This is a genomic window from Nocardia sp. NPDC057353 (assembly GCF_042667085.1).
In the GTDB taxonomy this organism is placed as follows: domain Bacteria; phylum Actinomycetota; class Actinomycetes; order Mycobacteriales; family Mycobacteriaceae; genus Nocardia.
The window spans coordinates 1-15345 of the sequence record NZ_JBHVAK010000008.1 but is presented as its reverse complement, the minus strand read 5'-3'; the positions used below and the strand labels follow the sequence as shown (position 1 = coordinate 15345).

The following is a 15345-nucleotide window of genomic DNA, read 5'->3' as shown; positions in this document are numbered from 1 at the left end:
CTCCTCCGGACTCTGAGATGGGACGATCAGCGGAAACCGTCGAGCCGCCAGCCGTCGCCGGTCCGCACCACCGTGGCGATGACGGTGGCGGGCGGCAGCGGCTCCTGCCGACCGTTCGGGTACTCGACGGTCTGCTCGATTCCGATCTTGAACTGTTGCACGTTCGGGTCGGCCGCGGCGGGCGGCCGCTCCCCGGACGCGAAGGTGAAGGCGCGCACCGTCGCCCCCGCGGCGGCCCACTCCCCCCACTGCAGCGTCGGCTTCGCCGCCTCCCCGGCGGGCGCCTCCGCGGTGCGGATCAGGCTGGGGCCGAGGAACTTCCGGGCCCTGGCGAGGGAGTCACCCGGCACCTCGGCGGCCGGGTTCCAGGTGTAGATCTCGCGCAGCGCCGCCACCGCGACCCCGTCCGGGGTCACCGGGTCCGGCGCCGGGACGGCCTCGAGCAGCCGGGTGGTGGTGGCGGCCCCGTTCGACCCGCCGGGCGCGGCCGGGTCCGGATCCCGGCCGCCGCAGGCGGCGAGCAGCACCGCGATGCCCGCCATCAGCACCACCACCAGCGTCGCGCGTGATTTCCCCTTACCGCTCAAGGTTAACCCGTCCGCGCACGTCGACCGAGCATTCACAGCACCCTCCTCACCCTGGCGTCGCCGGGCACCGGCACCTCGGTGACGCCGCCGCCCTGACCGTTCGCGCCCGGCACCGCCTGAATCATGCCGCCGTTCCCGGCGAACACCCCGACCTGCGCCGGGCCGCGCGTGCCGAAATCGCTGAAGACCAGGTCGCCGGGGGCGGCCTGGGCCAGCGGCACCTCGGCGCCCGCCTCCCACTGCTGCTCGGCGGTGCGCGGCAGCGTGACCGTGCCGGACGAGGCCGCGAAGACCGCCGCGGCGGTGAGGCCGGGCCCGTCCAGGCCACCGCTGCTCGGGCCCTGCGGCCCGCCGCCGCCCCAGACGTACGGGGTGCCGACCCACTCCTGCGCGGCGGCGAGCACCTGGGCGGTGCCGCCGCCCTCCTCCGGGGTGAAGCGCCCGTTCGAGCCCGGATCGCGGTACTCCGGCTCCATGGCGAGGATATTGCGCACGTAGGGCGCGGTTTCGGAGAGGTGCGCGGCGTACTGGTTCGGCATGCCGCCGGAGGCGAGCACCGCGCCCTCGCCCGCGTTGTAGGCGGCCAGCGTGAGCGGGACCAGGTCGCCGCGGACCCGGCCGTCCGCGATCCAGCCCCTGATCTTGCCCGCGATGGCGCACATGTAGCGGCCCTGGCCGATGATGGCGTCGCCGTCGTCCCACACGCTGGCGGTGCCGTTGCCGTCGGCGTCGATGACGTAGGGCTGGCCGTCGTCCGGGTTGGTGGAGGCCGCGGTGCCGGGCAGGAACTGGGCCAGCCCCTGCGCGCCCGCGGGCGAGGTCAGCCCGCGCCGGAAGCCGGACTCCTGCCTGGCCTGCGCGGCCAGCAGCGAGGGGGTAATCTCCGGGCACAGCGAGCCCGCCCTGCGGTACCAGATCTCCAGCTCCGCCGGGACCTTGCCGCCCGCCAGCGCGCCGCCCGCGCTGCCGAAGCCGCGGCTGCACCGCGGGTCGGCCGAGTAGGCTTGCGCACCACCGACGTCCGGGGTCGGCGCGCCGTCCAGCCACGGCATCGGGTCGATCTGCCTGCCCCCGGTGAAGCGGCCGCCGGGGACGACCTCGAAGTGCAGGTGCGGGCCGCTGGACTCGCCCGCCGAGCCGACCTCGCCGATGGGCTGGCCCGCGCGCACGGTCTCGCCGACCGCGACCCCGACGCCGCTGTCCCACATGTGGCCGTACACCGCGGAGTAGGCGCGGCCGTTGGTGTCCACCGAGTCGATGACGATCCAATTGCCGAAGCCGGAGGCGGGGCCTGCGGCGACCACCCTGCCGTCGGCGACCGAGTAGATCGGGGTGCCGTCGGCGGCGGCGAAGTCGACGCCGCGGTGCGCGCCGCCGCGGGTGCCGAAGGAGTCGGAGACCGAGTAGGTGCCGGTGGCCAGCGGCAGCGTGCGGCGCAGCGGGCCCGCGCCCGCGGCGAGCGACGGGGTGTCGGTGACCGATGGACTCGCCGACGCGGAGGGCGCGTTCAGCCAGCCGGAGCCCTCCGGCGCCGCGGTGGCGCCCGCGCGCGGGTCGCCGGGGGCGTACCCACCGAGCGGCGGCAGCACCGAGCCGGAGCCGAGCACGCTCGCGTCCTCGCACGGGTCCTCGACCGCGGGCAGCACGATCACCAGGACCACGGCGATGAGCCCGATGACGGAGCCGAGTGCGAGGTAGAGGACGGAGCGCGCGTTCACCGAGGGCTCACGTGCGGCGCCGGGTCTCGTTCAGGGTGTCGGCGAGGGTCCGGTTCATCTCGGCGGCGGCGGCGAGCTGCTGCTGCAGCAGCGCCACCTTGCGGCGCAGCGCCGCCGCGTCCATCCGCTCCAGGCTCGGCCCCTCGGCGGCGCGCACCCAGTTGCGCACCGAGTTGGTGTGCACGCCGATCTGGTCGGCCACCACCCGGCACGCCTCGGACTCGCTGCTCAGCGTGCTCGCCAGCGCGAGCACCTGCTGCACCGCCGCCTGCCGCACCTCCGGGGAGACCCGGCGGTACGACCGGTGCGGCATCATCGGACGCGCCTCTCGCCCGCCGGGCCGCTCACGCCGCGCTCCCCGAATCACCGCGCCGAGTGGACTCGGTGAACTCGCTGAAGCGCTGGTTGGTCTCGTGGATCCCGCTCTCCTTCTCGGAGAGCGTGAACTCCATGTGGAACGGAATGCCCGGCCTGCGGTCCTCGCCGATCTTGAGCAGGAACTTGCCGGTGCCGGGCGGCGACGGCCGCTGCTGCCCCGGCTTCAGCGCTTCGCCGGTGAGCGCCTGCGGCGCCGACCAGCTGGTCACCATCTCCTGCTCGGCGGCGGTGAACGGCACCGTGCTGTCCAGCCGGTTGAGCTCCTCGGCGGGCAGCGCGCCGAAGATCTTGGCGCGCGCGCGTTCCAGGAAGCCGAGCGCCTTGGCGATCGCCGCCTCGGAGCCGAGCGCCTGCAGGTCCTTGATGGTGTGGCTGATCATGATCAGCGCGGTCGCGATGGTGCGCTGCAACCGGGTCAGCTCGTCCACCCGGTCGACCATGAAGTCGCCGAGGCCGAGCACCTGCCACAGCTCGTCCATCACCACCTGGAAGTAGCGCTGCGGGCCGAGCCCGGCGTCGGCGAGCACGTGCGCCGCCTCGACCGAGGCGAAGCCATCCGCCCAGCAGGCCAGCATGACCGCGGCCTTGAGCTTCTTGTCGCCGGTGGGGATGTGCGAGACGTCGATCGCCACCGCCACCGCGGAGGTGTCGATCGGCACCGAGGTCTGGCCGTTGAAGACCGCGCCGAACGGGCCCTGGGTGAGCGCGCGCAGCGAGCGCCGCAGGTTCTTGATGGCGACCTGGTACTCGGCCTCGTCGTCGGCGCCCGCGTCGAGCATGAGCTCCTCGCCGCCGTCCACGATCACCTCGAGGAGGTTCTCCATGATCGGCGGGCTCTCCGGGGTGTAGCCGCTGCCCGGCCGGTACAGGATGCGCAGCGCGGTGGAGATCAGCGTCTCCTCGTAGTCGCGCACCCTGGCGCCGCGGACCAGCTCGACCAGCCCGGCGATCAGCGTGACCTGCCTGGCGCGCAGGTCCTGCAGCACCTGCAGCTGCAGCTCCGGCAGCTCGTCCAGCAGCGGGACCACCGCGCCGAGCACCCCCGCGGCCAGCGGGTTCAGCTGGCCGTGGCCGTAGCCGAGGTCGATGACCTGGCCGCCGACCATCTCCACCATCTTGCGGTAGTCCGGCTTGACGTCGGCCAGGATCAGCGGGGTGATGCCCTGGGCGATGCCGCCGAGCACGATCCGGCGCACCAGGGAGGACTTGCCGAAGCCGTTCAGCCCGAGCACGAACAGGCTGGGCGCGGTGATGAAGCTGCCGCGCAGAAACCAGTTCATCGGGTCGAAGCAGACCGGGGCGCCGGTGTGCAGGTGCGAGCCGAGCGGGGTGCCGATCAGCGGCGCGCCCGCGCCGACCGACCACGGCCAGAGCCCGGCCACCTGCGCCGTGGTGGCGCGGTACTCGACGGGTCGGCCGACCACGTTCATCCGGCCGCCGCCGGGGCCCGCGTAGCCGCGGTCGGTGAGCTGCGCGGTGGCGCGGTCGAAGCCGTCCTCGTGCGCCTGCTCGGTGCGGGCGGCGGCATTGCGGCGGCGGGCGTCGTCGGTGGTGATCCGGAACTGCGCCCAGACCGCGCGCAGGCCGTTCTGCTCGCGGGCGATCGCCTCCAGCTGGGCGCGGGTGGCGTCGTCCAGGATCGCCGGGCCCTGCTGCTTGCGCTTGTCCGCCTTGGCCTTGGCGCGGCGGGCGGCCGGGTCGGCGGCATTGCCCATGGCGCGGTCGGCGGTGTAGTCCGGCTTCTGGTCGCGGCGGTCGCGGGGCTGCCGGTCCTTGCGCAGGTTCGCCGGGCGGCGCGTCCGGCGCGGAGCCGGCGGCTCCGGCTGCCTGCGCGGGGCGACGTCGTCCGGGGAGCGGCGGGCGATCTCCGCGTCGCCGCGGCGCGGCGCGGTGCCGCGGCGGGCCTCGGCGGCGGCGCGCGCCGATTCCGCGGCGCGGCGGCCGTTCTCGATCGAATCGTGCCCGGAATCCCGGCGTCCGCCCTCGGCCGCGGGCCTGCGCACGGTGTCCCCGTCGATCGATGCGCGACGGCTCTCCGCCGCCCGCCGCTCGGCGGCCGGTCGCCGCCCGGTATCCCCGTCGATCGCCGCACGCCGCGCCTCGGCCGACGGGCGCCCCGGCTCGGGCGCGCGCCGCTCGACGGCGGGCCTGCGGCCGGTGTCGGCCTCGCTCGGGCCGCGCCGCGCCTCGGTGGGCGGGCGACCGGATTCCGGCGCACGCCGCGCGCTCTCGGCCGCGGTCCTGCGCTCGACGTCGTGGTCGACGGGCGCACGCCGCGCCTCGGGCGCGGGCGGGCCGGATTCGGGTGCGCGGCGAGCACTCTCGGGCGGGCGGCGCCGCTCGGGTGCGCGCCGGGGTTCGCCCTCCGGGTCGGCGGGCGCGCGGCGCGCGGCGTCGTCGCGCTGCCGCGGCGGGGCGTCCGGCGCGCGACGTCCGCGCGGGCGCCCCTCGCTGTCCGGCGGCTCCAGCGTCGGCGGCGCGGGCCGACGCCGGGGCGGCTCGGTCAGCGCCGGGTCGGCCCACTGTTCGTGGTCACCCCGGTTCTCCCGCGCGTCGCGCCGGGAGCCGCGGCGGGCCGGGGCGCTCCCCCGGTCCCGGACCGGTGGTTCGTAGTCACGTGCCATGGTTCGCTCACCCCGCCAATGCCTTCGGAATGGTCGCGTGCTCCGGCAGGATGACACCGCACCCGAGGGAGGCCGCGAAGGCCGCCGCCTGGTACCGGTAGCACCGCCGGATCTTCAACCGCGCCTGTGTGGACAGGTCGCGGGTAATCGCCTCGATGCGCGGCAGGTCGCCGCGCATCGGTTCGGTGATGGTCACGAGCGCGCCGAACCGCGTGACGCCGTGACCACGTGCCTGTTCCTCTCTCGCCTGCTGGGTGGCGCCCACCCGCAGGGTCGCCGCGGCCGACACGACGCCGCGTTCGCTCTGCTGCGCCACCAGCGCGTTCTTGAAGTCGTCGTCGACGATCTCGGCGGCGTCCGCGGCCGAGTGCGGCCGGTACACGATGGCGATCCGCTTGCGCGGCACCTCCGGGTTCGGCGCCAGCAGGCGCTGCAGCACCCGCTCGTCGACGGCGCCCTCGGGGGCGGCGTCCATCTCCCAGGTGACCGAGCGCCCGCCGTCGTGCAGCAGGTGGTCCCACTTCTCGTCGTGCGAGACCGGCCCGGCGTCGGCCCAGTCCAGGCCGTGCCCGCCGGGCTCGCCCGCGGCGACCTCGAGGTCGGCCTGCGCGGCCGGGTCGTAGCTGCGCCGGATGAAGGCGATGACCTCCTCGGCCGCCATCGGCTGCGCCCGCACGCCCGCCTCGGCCAGCGCGGCGCAGATGCCGGGCAGCCTGCGCCCGATCTCCACCGCCTCCTCGGCCGGGTTCTTGCGCCGCTCGGCGGTGGTGGCCTTGAAGGTGATCGCGACCCGGGGCAGCAGCTGCACCCGCTCCTGCGGCAGCTCGGTGGCGAGCTCGTACATCACCTGCTGCGCCAGGTCCGGCGCCTCCGGGCGGGTGATCGTGGAGACCTCGGTGAGCAGCCGGTTGCCGGTCTCCGGCACGGTGTCGATCACCGGGACGACGGCGATGATGTCGCTGGTCTGGCCGACCGAGGCGAGGAACGTGCCCCAGGCCGAGACCCAGCGGTCGATGACCGGCTGGTCCACCGCCTCGTGCCCCTGCGGCCAGGCCCGCAGCACCACCGTGTACTGCGCGAACTGCGGCAGGTGGATCATGCCGAAGCTGTAGCCGCCCGCGTCGATGCCCTCGTAGAGCTTGGAGGGCGCGAGCAGCCCCGGCAGCCGGGTGACGCCACCGGGGATCCGGGAGAACCGGCCGCCGCGGTACACGTGCTCGCCGCGATTCCGCGACCGCATCCAGTTGAACATCATGATTCCCGTCTCGTACCCGGAGCGACCCCCGGTCCGCCACACCAGTGGCACCATCACGACGACGCCGACGCCGCCGACGATCACCCCCCATTGGAAGCCGCCGACCATCGCGCAGATCAGCGCGGTGATCACGACGACGAAACCGATGACGGTCTCCTCCCAGCGCAGGCCGAACAGCCCTGCGCTGCGGGGTTTCTGCCAGAGGCCGTAGGACCGGCGCTCGTAGGTCTCGGTACTCGTCATCGCGGAATGGTGCTCCTCCCGAGATCGGGCGACCGGTTGGTCCAGCGGTCACCCGCCATGTCGCCCATGGCCTGATCCGCCCGGTTCATCCCCGAGGTGGCGGCGCGCGCGGACGCGACCCGGCCTGCCACCCTGGACGCCCCGGACGCTACCCCGCCCGCGCCCGCGGGCCCGGAGGCGCGCGCAGGCGGCGGGGCGGCGGCATTGCCCGCCCCACCTCCCCCGCCGCGCGGCGGGGTCGGCCGCGGCGACGGCCGCATCCCGCCCGCGCCGCCGGGGGGCCGCGGCCCGGTGCCGCTGCCGCTGACGTAGCCGGCCCGGCCGGGCGCCGCGGCGGTGCGGGTGCCGACCGCCTTGGTGCCCATGGCGCCGAGGGCAGCCGCCGCCACCAGCGTGCCGCCGGTCGCGGTGAGGCCGGAGCCGCCGCTGCCGACGATGGCGACCGCCGGGGTGACCAGCCGCATGAGCGCGGGCAGCACGAACGCGACCGAGCAGAGCAGCACGATGGCGACCAGCATGCGCTGCGCCTCCTCGCCCTCCGGCAGCCCGCCGGTCGGGGTCATGCCGTCCACGTGCCCGGCGGTGGTGAAGGCGATCATGTAGACGATGGCGGCCACCGGTTTGTAGAGCATGAAGGCGATGATCCAGCCGACCAGCTTCTGGTACGAGGACTTGCCGATGTCCATCCCGGACGAGGCCGCGGCCAGCGGCAGCACCCCCGCCGCGATGATCAGCAGCCCCTGCCTGACGATGGCGAGCACGATCTGCGCCAGCGCGCCGAGCAGCCCGACGATCGCGATGATCAGCACCAGGCCGGGCGAGAACGCCTGCAGCTTGCTGGTCTTCACCATCAGCTCGGCCATGTCCTTGGCATTGCCGTTGGTGGCGTCCTGGATCAGCCAGTCCGCGAAGCGATCCGAGGCCTGGGTGCCCGCCACGATCACCGCGCCGAGCATCCAGGAGCTGAACACCACCCGGGCGAACATCCGGAAGGACTCGGCCGCCTCGCTCACCGCGGCCCCGCGCCTGGCCGCGGCGAGCCGCGCGCCGGAGAGGATCACCGAGGCTATGAGCAGCATGATCTGGATCTGGTACGTGTACTCGTTGATCTTGGTGAAGAGCGACCCGGAGTCGCTGGCCGCCTCGTTCGGCACCCGCATCCAGAAGGTCAGCGCCAGCGAGATGGCCTCGCCGAGGCCGTTCATCAGCGAGTCGACCACATTGCCGAAGGTCGAGTCCCACGCCTTGTCCTTGACCGCGGTCGCGGCCTCGCCCGGATGCGAGGCGGCATTGCCCGCCTTGCACACCGCCGAGGCGGCATCGCCCAGCGAGACACCGGGAATGCCGACGCCGTCGAGGGTGTCGTGCAGCTCGTTGCACGCCTCGTCGAAGCCGTAGGTCTGGCCGTAGGCGATCATGGGCGTCGCCATCATCACCGTGAAGACGACCGCGAGAATCGTGATTATCCGCCGCATCATGGCGTCCACCCCTCGATGTAGTGCCTGATCACCATCGGGTCCACCCCTCGAGCGTCTCGAGGTATTCGGTCTGCGCGTTGGTCGACGTGGTCGGCTTGAGCCGCCAGTCGCCCGCGTCCCACACCACCACCAGCCGGACGGCGGCCCACAGCTGCTTGCCGTCGACGACCGGGCCGCGCGCGGCGAGCCGCACGATGGCCAGGTCGTCCGCGTAGTCGTCGATCTTGAAGGCGTCCGGGGCCACCAGGTAGCGGGTGACCTTCTCCGGCTGCTGCTCCGGCAGCTTGTCCGCGGCCAGCGCGGTCTCGTACGCGGCCAGCTGCTGCGGCGAGACCCGCACCTGGGTGACGTACAGGTCGCGGTTGGCCGGGCGCGCGTTCAGCCGGTAGGTGATCTGCGCGGCGGCCAGCGCGGCGCCCTGCGGGGTGTGCGCGTAGCCGACGGCGAGGCCGTTCTCGATCCGGGCCGGGCCGTCCGAGGTGGAGAACGGCACCGAGGCGCCGTACACCCGCTGCCAGCCCTGCGGCGCCGTCGTCCCGATCGGGGCGGCGGTGAGCCAGGCCGGGTCGCTCGGCTTGCGCTGCTTGCTCGCGTCCTGCGGCAGCGGCTGCCCGGCCGAGTTGTTCGGGATGTCCACCCGGCGGCCGAGGAAATCCGCCTCGGGCGCGGCGAAGCCGGTTCCCTCCGCGGTGCTCCCCGCGGGCGGCAGCGCCGCGGAGGCGCTGTTCTCGTCCCGGCTCAGGTACACGACGACCCCGACGATCAGGATGAGCGCGAGCACCGCGGCGGAGGCCACCGCGCCGAACGACACCCGCTCGCGCGGTGCCGCGGAATCCTTGCCGCTCACGGCACCTCCCCCGGCCGCGGGCTCACTGCGGGGCCTCCAGCTGCACGATCTCCGGCGGCACCTGGTCCACCGCGTCCACCGGGCGCACGGTCGAGTCCGGGTCGGGCAGCCGCAGCCGCCAGTCCTCGCCGTACCACTCGACGGTGGTGTGCGTGACGGCGCGCGAGGAGTCCGAGTACTCGGTGTAGACGTCGACGGTGGAGCGCTCGTCGGTGTACCCGGTCACCCGGTACCCGAGCACCCGCGGCGCGTACTCCGCGGCGGCCGGGCCGGTGATCGAGAGCTGCACCCGGTTGATCGCCCACTCGTCGCGCGCGGGGCCCGGCACGACCTCCCGGTTCACCACCTGCGACCACTGCCCGTCCGGGGCGATGGAGAGCCGGACGGTGTGCACGATGGCGGCCACCGCCGCGCCGGGCGGCGAGTGCTCGAAGCCGGTCGCGGCGCCGTCCGCGCTCGACCGCGGCCCCTGGTCCGACTGCGGCAGGGCGACCCCCTGGAAGGGCTGCCAGCGCACGTTGGTCGGCGCGGCGTTCAGGTCGGGGCCGGACTCGCCCGCATCGCCGCCGCCGCACGCGGTGGCCGCGAGCAGCAGCGCCACGCCGACGGCACCGGCGCCGCTCGCCTGGATTCTGTTCATGATGTCGGAACTCCCCCTGACCGTCGGCGTCACGCAGGCAGGAACGCGAGTGCGATGCCGGAGGCGGTGCTGGCCACGATCGCGCCGAGCAGGCTCATGAGCACGCCGAAGGACGCGTCGTTGACGGCCAGATCGGACTTGAAGGCCATCCACAGCCGCCCGGCGGACAGGATCATCCAGGCCAGGCAGACCAGCAGGACGAACCAGAGCAGCCAGTTCAGCAGCTGCATGAGCGGCTCGAGCACGTCCGCGGGCATCTGTTTGTAGGCGAGCACGGCGGACCTCACGTCCCGATGACGGCGTTCATGATGGTGCCCGCGCTGGTCGCGACGACGCCGCCGATCATGGCGCCCGCCACCATCTTCGGCGACTCCAGCCCGCCGCCGGTCCACCGCTCCCAGGCGAACTTGCCGCCCGCGTAGATGATCGCGACGATCCCGGCGAGCAGCACGAACCAGGTGAGGTAGCGGACCAGCTGGAGGATCTTCTCCGAGCCGGGCGGTGCCTCCGGGGTCGGGTTGCCGACCTGGGCGAGCACCGCGCCCGCGTCCTGTACGGCCAGCAGCAGCGCGCTCATCCGGATACCTTTCTGAAAGCGGAGATGACGTGGTTCGGCACGGCGATCACTCCTCGAACATCCGCTCGTCGGCGTCGTAGCTGGATTCGCGCAGCGCCGAGCGGGCCGCCGCGACGATCTCGGAGCCGAGCCGGTGGATCTCCGGCGGCACCTCGTCGAGCGGATCGATCCGGCGCTTGCGCGGCAGCTGCACGTCCCCCGGGGTCCACACCGGCAGCTTCTCCGGCTCCACCAGGGTCCACTCCTCGACCCACGGCACCTGCCAGAGCTGGCCGGCCAGCGAGCCGACCACGTCGCGGTAGCGGCGGATCTCGGCGGGCAGCCTGCCGGGGCGGGCGGCGACGGTGACCAGGCCGAGCACGTCGGCGCGGCCCGCGTAGCCGGAGAGGTGCTGGCGGAGCAGATCGTGCGCGCGCGTCAACCCGGGGATGGTCTCCCTGGCGACGAGGACGACGAACGGCGATTCACGCTCGAAGACGCCGGGCCAGCGGCGGCTCGAATCCGCCACTGGCGCAAGCACATGCGCGAGCGTACTGGCTCCGGCGCCGCCGTGCACACCCAGCACCCAGACCAGCGGCGCCCGCCCGATTCCCGGCACCGGACGCTGCCAGATGGGAGCACGTCGGGACTCCGGCGGAGCGATGACGCCCGCCGTCCTCGGCTCCGGTTCGGAGCGGCGCGGAAGTTTCATGGCCGCCGTCATGATGCCACTCCGCGCAGTAGCTCGTCGTAGGCTGCCCTGGTCGCCTCGGCCAGTTCGCCGTGCTGGACCAGCTCGCCGCGGGCCAGGTGCGGGTCGTACGGGATCTCCCGGATCTCGTGCACCCAGCCCGCCAAGTGCTCGCGCAGGTGGTCGGCGACGCGCGAGTCGGAGTCCGGGAGCTGGTGCGAGACCACGATGGTGGTGTCGCCGACGATGCCGCCGCCCTGCCCCTCGTCGGCCGCGCCGAACTGGTCGTCCAGCCACTCCAGCGTCACCCGCAGCCGGTTGGCGGCGTCGGTGCGCGACGGGATCGCCAGCACCAGCGCGATCTCCGCGTCGTCCAGCAGCGGGCGCAGCTGCCGCGCGGCGATCGGGCTCCCGCCGTCGTAGACCGCGGTGAACCCCGCTTGCGAAACCGCCCGTGCCACGGTCAGATACGTCGCGCGGCGGCGCAGCGGGGCCTCGTCCCGCCAGAGCAGCCCGATGCCGGAGGAGGCCCGGGAGAGGCACTCCTTGAGCGGGGCGGGCTCGTCGTCGCCGCGGCCGTAGAGCCACGACTGCAGGCTGATCGGGTGCAGGTGTTCGTCCGCGCCGCGCAGCGCCAGGTCGCCGCCTGCCGCGGTGGCGTCGACCGCCACCGTCGGGGTGCCGCCCGCGGCCCGCGCACCCGCGAGCCCGAGCACCGTCGTCGTCGTGCCCGCGCCGCCACAGCCCCCGACCACCAGGATCGGTCGCTGCCGGTCGGCCCGGGAACTCCAGTCCTCTCCCATCGCTACTGCTCTCCTCTATCCGGCCGCGATGCCCGTGATCAGGGTGCGGCCGCCGATCTCCGCGGTGGTGACCGTCTGCCTGCTGTACGACGCGGGGACTCCACCGGGCCGATGTTCGGTGACCTCGACCGAGTATCGATTGTCGCCCACCCCGGTGATCCGCACGCAGTGCGTGGTTCCGGCCGGGATGGAGTCGATTCCGCGCTGGATCACCGGGGCGGGCGAGACCGCGGCGTCCGGCGCCACCAGCTGCCTGGCCGAGCTGCCGCTGCGGTCCACGTAGTACGCGTACTGGAAGGCGAGGATGGCGTCCGGCCCCGACATCGCGCCGCCCCGGCCCGCGCCGCGCACCTCGGTCGGGGTGCGGCCGGTCGGGCAGTCGGCGCCGCCCGCGCCGCCGATCTGCATGGCGGAGGGGACGATCGGCTCCGAGCCGGTGCGCTCGGTGCCGGAGCCGAGCAGGTAGACCACGCCGAAGGCGGCGAGCACGAGCAGCAGCACCGCGACGCCGAGCACGACGAAGGCGCGGCGGCGCTTGCCGTCGGCGGGCGGGTCCTGCTCGCGCACGGCGCGCGGGCCGGGCAGCGTGCGCACCGCGCCGTCGTCGTCCCAGCCGGGCCGGGTCGGGGCGGCGGACCGCCCGGAGCCGACCCAGTCGGACCAGCCGCCGACGAATTCGCTGCGCTGCGCGGGCACGTCGCTCGGCACGTAGGTGTCGAAGCGGTCGTCGTTCTCCCACTGCTCCCGCTCGCCGCGGTGCCCGGTGAGCGGGGTGACGGTGTCGGCGGCGAGGTCGGCATCGCCGAACAGGTCGGTGTCGTCCAGGGGTTCGGCCGGGCGCAGCCGGGAGACGTCGGCCCGGTCCGCCTCCTCGGCGGCCGCGGCCGCTTCGGCCTCGCGCTCCCAGGGGAACTTGAGTTCGTCGTCGATCTCGGCGGGCGGGATGGTCACCGCGGTGCCGGTGTCGACCTGGACCACCTCGGCGTCGATCACCGGGGGCGGCGGGGTGTCGTCCGCGGTGTCCGCGGTCGCGGGCTCGCTGCCCGCGGGCGCGATGACGACCGGCTCGACCGGGGGCTCGACGACCACGGGCTCGACCACCTCGGCGGCGACCGACGGTTCCCGATCAGCGGCGGTTTCCCGCCCGGCGGCGGGCTCGCCCCCCGCCCCCCGCTCCGCGTCGGCCTCGACCCGCGTCACGCGCTCTGCGTCGGGCACGGTCTCGCGGTCCGCGGCGGTCTCCGGCTCCCCCTCCTTCCGACGCCCCTCGACGGCGTCGGCCGGGTCGACCGAGAGCAGCGGGGCGCCCGGCGGCGCGGGATCCGCCTCCGGGTCGGGGTCGGCTCGGCGCTCCGGCTCGGCGGCCGGGGTCGCCGGCTCCAGCGCCCCGTACCATCGCGACAGCTCTTTGTACGACTTCAACATTCCCCCATTCCCGCTGATCGGGGCGCGTGGTGCAGCATGAATCGGCCCTTCTCGGCGTTCAGTTCGTGGAGAACGGATAGGCGTTGCCTGCGGAATCGGGTCGGTCGGCGGGGGGCGCCGACGGCACCGCGCCACCGGCGGAGGCGCCGTCGACTCCACTCCCGAAGGGGAATTGTCCCGTACCCGACGGAGCCGGTGTCGGAGACGCGCCGGAGCTGCCGTCGAAGAATCCGGTCGGTACCTTCGGCGCCGCGCCGGACGGCTTTCCCCCGCTGCCGACGGTCGCGTGGATGTCGTGCGCCGTCGCCGCCAGCCAGTCCGCCACGAACTGCGTCGGCGCGTCCCCGTCGGCCGAGACGGCGGCGCTGCCGTAGGCCCCGTGCCGCTGCACCGTGTCCCAGTAGCGGACCCAGGTGGTGGTGTTCAGCAGCTCGCTGTTGTCGGTGATGTTCTGCACCACCGCGTCGAAGGCCTGGGTGACCAGGCGGGAGACCGTGGTGGGCGGGATCAGCTGCGGGATCGCGCCGAGCAGCTTGGTCCCGAGCATGAGCAGCGCGGCGGGCGGGTTGCTCAGCGCGGCCGTGGCGAGCTCGGCGATGGCGGTCGGGTTCAGCACCGTCTTCACCACCGTGACCACGGCGTTCAGCCCGATCATGCCGACCTTGAGCATGGCCTTGAAGGCGCCGTTCAGGTCGAGCGGGGTGCGCGGGTCGGAGGCCTCGGCCAGCCGCTGCGAGATCGACTGCTTCGGCGCCAGCGAGAGATTCGCCAGCGAGGTGCCGGAGATGTCCTCGTTCACCACCTTGGTGGCGGTCTTGATCGAGGTGAAGGCCAGCGCCTGCGAGATCGAGACCAGCGAGGCGATCGGGTCGCCGCCGCTCAGCTTGGCCTGGCCCGCGATATTGGCAACGGCCCGCAGGATCGGGGCGCCCTCGGGGGCGTCGCAGGCGAGATCGCCCGCGGCGCAGAAGCTCGCGACCCGACCGGTGAGCGAGCCGAAGTTGGCCGCCCGGTCCCGCTCCGGGCCGATGCCGCCGCCGGTGGCGGGCGCCTGCGGCAGGGCGGCGATGTTCGCGATCTCGGCGCCCTCGACGCCGGGCGCGGCGTCCGGCGCGGCCTTGCCCGGCGCGCCGGGGAACAGCGGGGCGCCCGGATTGCGGGTGGGATCACCGAACAGCGCGACGGCGGCGACCTTCTCGGCGGCCAGCACCCCGTGCCCCTGCCCGACCTCCTGGGCGAACATGGAGGCGACGTGCGCGCCCTGCGAGTACCCGACGATCGCGAAGCGGGTGTCGCCGCAGCGGTCGGCGACCTGCTTGGCCATGGTGCGGAGCCGGATCAGCCCGCCGGAGATGGATTCCGAGTACGGCGCCTGCTGCCCGCCGACGGCGCCGCCGAAGCCCGCCTCGTACGGCACGTACGCGCGGTCGACCAGCCCCGGCTCGCTCGCCTTCGCGAGCAACGGCCGGAAGACGGTGGAGAGCATCCCGGTGTCGGTGCTCGGCGCGGCGTCCGGCGAGGACTCGCCGGTGCCCTGGATACCCAGCGCGTAGAGCGCGGGACACGACGCGATCTCCAGCTCCGTGGACGGACCCGCGGGCGGCTGGGCTGCGGCTGTCCCCGCGGTCGCGGTCGCCACAGCGACGGCGAACGCGACCAGCATTCCCGAGATTCTTCCCGTGTACGTTGCCATAGCGGTTCGCAATCAGTCCGTATCGCCGAGCCAACAGGACGCTTCGAAACGCAATAGACCGTAACAGATTCCGGCTATGACTGCGGGCACGGCGGAAACATTCCGCGGGACACCGTGGTGTCCGTGACACATCGACGGCGATCGCTCGGCGGCACACCGCAACTTTCCGAATTCCCCGCGCGGCGCCCGGTGCGCCCCGCGGCCCGGAACGGCCGCGGAAAGCAAGTTACCACCGCAACCACCCCTCCGGGGCGAATTGCGGGCAAACGGAGACATGTTCGTGTCGCGACGCAAGATCACGACACTGCCCCCGCACTGCCAGTGTTGGTTTGGCGCGCCTGTGGCGCGCGGGTTCGCGGCCCGGGGAGGTTCGCGTCCGAGCGCGCGAGGCTTGCGCCTTCGGCACC

At 74.0% G+C, this 15345-nt stretch carries 14 protein-coding genes; all 14 read right to left on the bottom strand.

The features are described 5' to 3' along the window. Positions 1 to 26: 26 nt before the first annotated feature. On the bottom strand, positions 27 to 587 hold the full coding sequence (locus ACFUUZ_RS05815; RefSeq protein WP_378692944.1) for a hypothetical protein: 561 nt from the start codon (positions 585 to 587) through the stop codon (positions 27 to 29). A gap of 32 nt (positions 588 to 619) precedes the next feature. After that, on the bottom strand, positions 620 to 2305 hold the full coding sequence (locus ACFUUZ_RS05810; RefSeq protein ID WP_378692942.1) for a peptidoglycan DD-metalloendopeptidase family protein: 1686 nt from the start codon (positions 2303 to 2305) through the stop codon (positions 620 to 622). 7 nt (positions 2306 to 2312) lie between these two features. After that, the gene (locus ACFUUZ_RS05805; RefSeq protein ID WP_378692940.1) at positions 2313 to 2621 is read right to left on the bottom strand and encodes a transposase; all 309 of its coding nucleotides are present in this window, start codon (positions 2619 to 2621) and stop codon (positions 2313 to 2315) included. A 28-nt stretch (positions 2622 to 2649) separates the two neighbouring features. Next, positions 2650 to 5307, bottom strand: a complete 2658-nt coding sequence (locus tag ACFUUZ_RS05800) for a hypothetical protein (RefSeq protein WP_378692938.1) — start codon at positions 5305 to 5307, stop codon at positions 2650 to 2652. Between the two features lie 7 nt (positions 5308 to 5314). Next, positions 5315 to 6805 (bottom strand): SCO6880 family protein, encoded by a 1491-nt coding sequence (locus ACFUUZ_RS05795; protein WP_378692936.1) that lies wholly within the window; start codon positions 6803 to 6805, stop codon positions 5315 to 5317. Further along, positions 6802 to 8283 (bottom strand): hypothetical protein, encoded by a 1482-nt coding sequence (locus tag ACFUUZ_RS05790; RefSeq protein WP_378692934.1) that lies wholly within the window; start codon positions 8281 to 8283, stop codon positions 6802 to 6804. The genes ACFUUZ_RS05795 and ACFUUZ_RS05790 overlap by 4 nt, the downstream gene beginning before the upstream one ends. Positions 8284 to 8311: 28 nt before the next feature. After that, the gene (locus ACFUUZ_RS05785; RefSeq protein ID WP_378692932.1) at positions 8312 to 9130 is read right to left on the bottom strand and encodes a hypothetical protein; all 819 of its coding nucleotides are present in this window, start codon (positions 9128 to 9130) and stop codon (positions 8312 to 8314) included. Between the two features lie 22 nt (positions 9131 to 9152). Next, positions 9153 to 9770, bottom strand: coding sequence for a hypothetical protein (locus tag ACFUUZ_RS05780; RefSeq protein WP_378692930.1), 618 nt, complete (start codon positions 9768 to 9770; stop codon positions 9153 to 9155). A gap of 29 nt (positions 9771 to 9799) precedes the next feature. Next, a complete protein-coding gene (locus ACFUUZ_RS05775; protein WP_378612749.1) occupies positions 9800 to 10057 on the bottom strand; it encodes a hypothetical protein in 258 nt (85 codons plus the stop codon). Continuing rightward, positions 10054 to 10347, bottom strand: a complete 294-nt coding sequence (locus ACFUUZ_RS05770) for a hypothetical protein (RefSeq protein WP_378692928.1) — start codon at positions 10345 to 10347, stop codon at positions 10054 to 10056. The genes ACFUUZ_RS05775 and ACFUUZ_RS05770 overlap by 4 nt, the downstream gene beginning before the upstream one ends. A gap of 46 nt (positions 10348 to 10393) precedes the next feature. Continuing rightward, on the bottom strand, positions 10394 to 10867 hold the full coding sequence (locus ACFUUZ_RS05765) for a hypothetical protein (protein ID WP_233019333.1): 474 nt from the start codon (positions 10865 to 10867) through the stop codon (positions 10394 to 10396). A gap of 179 nt (positions 10868 to 11046) precedes the next feature. After that, a complete protein-coding gene (locus tag ACFUUZ_RS05760; RefSeq protein WP_378692926.1) occupies positions 11047 to 11820 on the bottom strand; it encodes a hypothetical protein in 774 nt (257 codons plus the stop codon). A gap of 15 nt (positions 11821 to 11835) precedes the next feature. Beyond that, positions 11836 to 13245, bottom strand: a complete 1410-nt coding sequence (locus ACFUUZ_RS05755; RefSeq protein ID WP_378692924.1) for a hypothetical protein — start codon at positions 13243 to 13245, stop codon at positions 11836 to 11838. Between the two features lie 58 nt (positions 13246 to 13303). Further along, complete coding sequence (locus tag ACFUUZ_RS05750; protein ID WP_378692922.1) at positions 13304 to 14908, bottom strand: cutinase family protein; 1605 nt, start codon at positions 14906 to 14908, stop codon at positions 13304 to 13306. Positions 14909 to 15345 lie beyond the last annotated feature (437 nt).

Coding starts and splice junctions, on each gene's coding strand:
- ACFUUZ_RS05805 (WP_378692940.1), bottom strand. CDS start 2,621: ATGATGCCGCACCGGTCGTACCGCCGGGTCTCCCCGGAGGTGCGGCAG.
- ACFUUZ_RS05780 (WP_378692930.1), bottom strand. CDS start 9,770: ATGAACAGAATCCAGGCGAGCGGCGCCGGTGCCGTCGGCGTGGCGCTG.
- ACFUUZ_RS05790 (WP_378692934.1), bottom strand. CDS start 8,283: ATGATGCGGCGGATAATCACGATTCTCGCGGTCGTCTTCACGGTGATG.
- ACFUUZ_RS05760 (WP_378692926.1), bottom strand. CDS start 11,820: ATGGGAGAGGACTGGAGTTCCCGGGCCGACCGGCAGCGACCGATCCTG.
- ACFUUZ_RS05755 (WP_378692924.1), bottom strand. CDS start 13,245: ATGTTGAAGTCGTACAAAGAGCTGTCGCGATGGTACGGGGCGCTGGAG.
- ACFUUZ_RS05795 (WP_378692936.1), bottom strand. CDS start 6,805: ATGACGAGTACCGAGACCTACGAGCGCCGGTCCTACGGCCTCTGGCAG.
- ACFUUZ_RS05750 (WP_378692922.1), bottom strand. CDS start 14,908: ATGCTGGTCGCGTTCGCCGTCGCTGTGGCGACCGCGACCGCGGGGACA.
- ACFUUZ_RS05770 (WP_378692928.1), bottom strand. CDS start 10,347: ATGAGCGCGCTGCTGCTGGCCGTACAGGACGCGGGCGCGGTGCTCGCC.
- ACFUUZ_RS05800 (WP_378692938.1), bottom strand. CDS start 5,307: ATGGCACGTGACTACGAACCACCGGTCCGGGACCGGGGGAGCGCCCCG.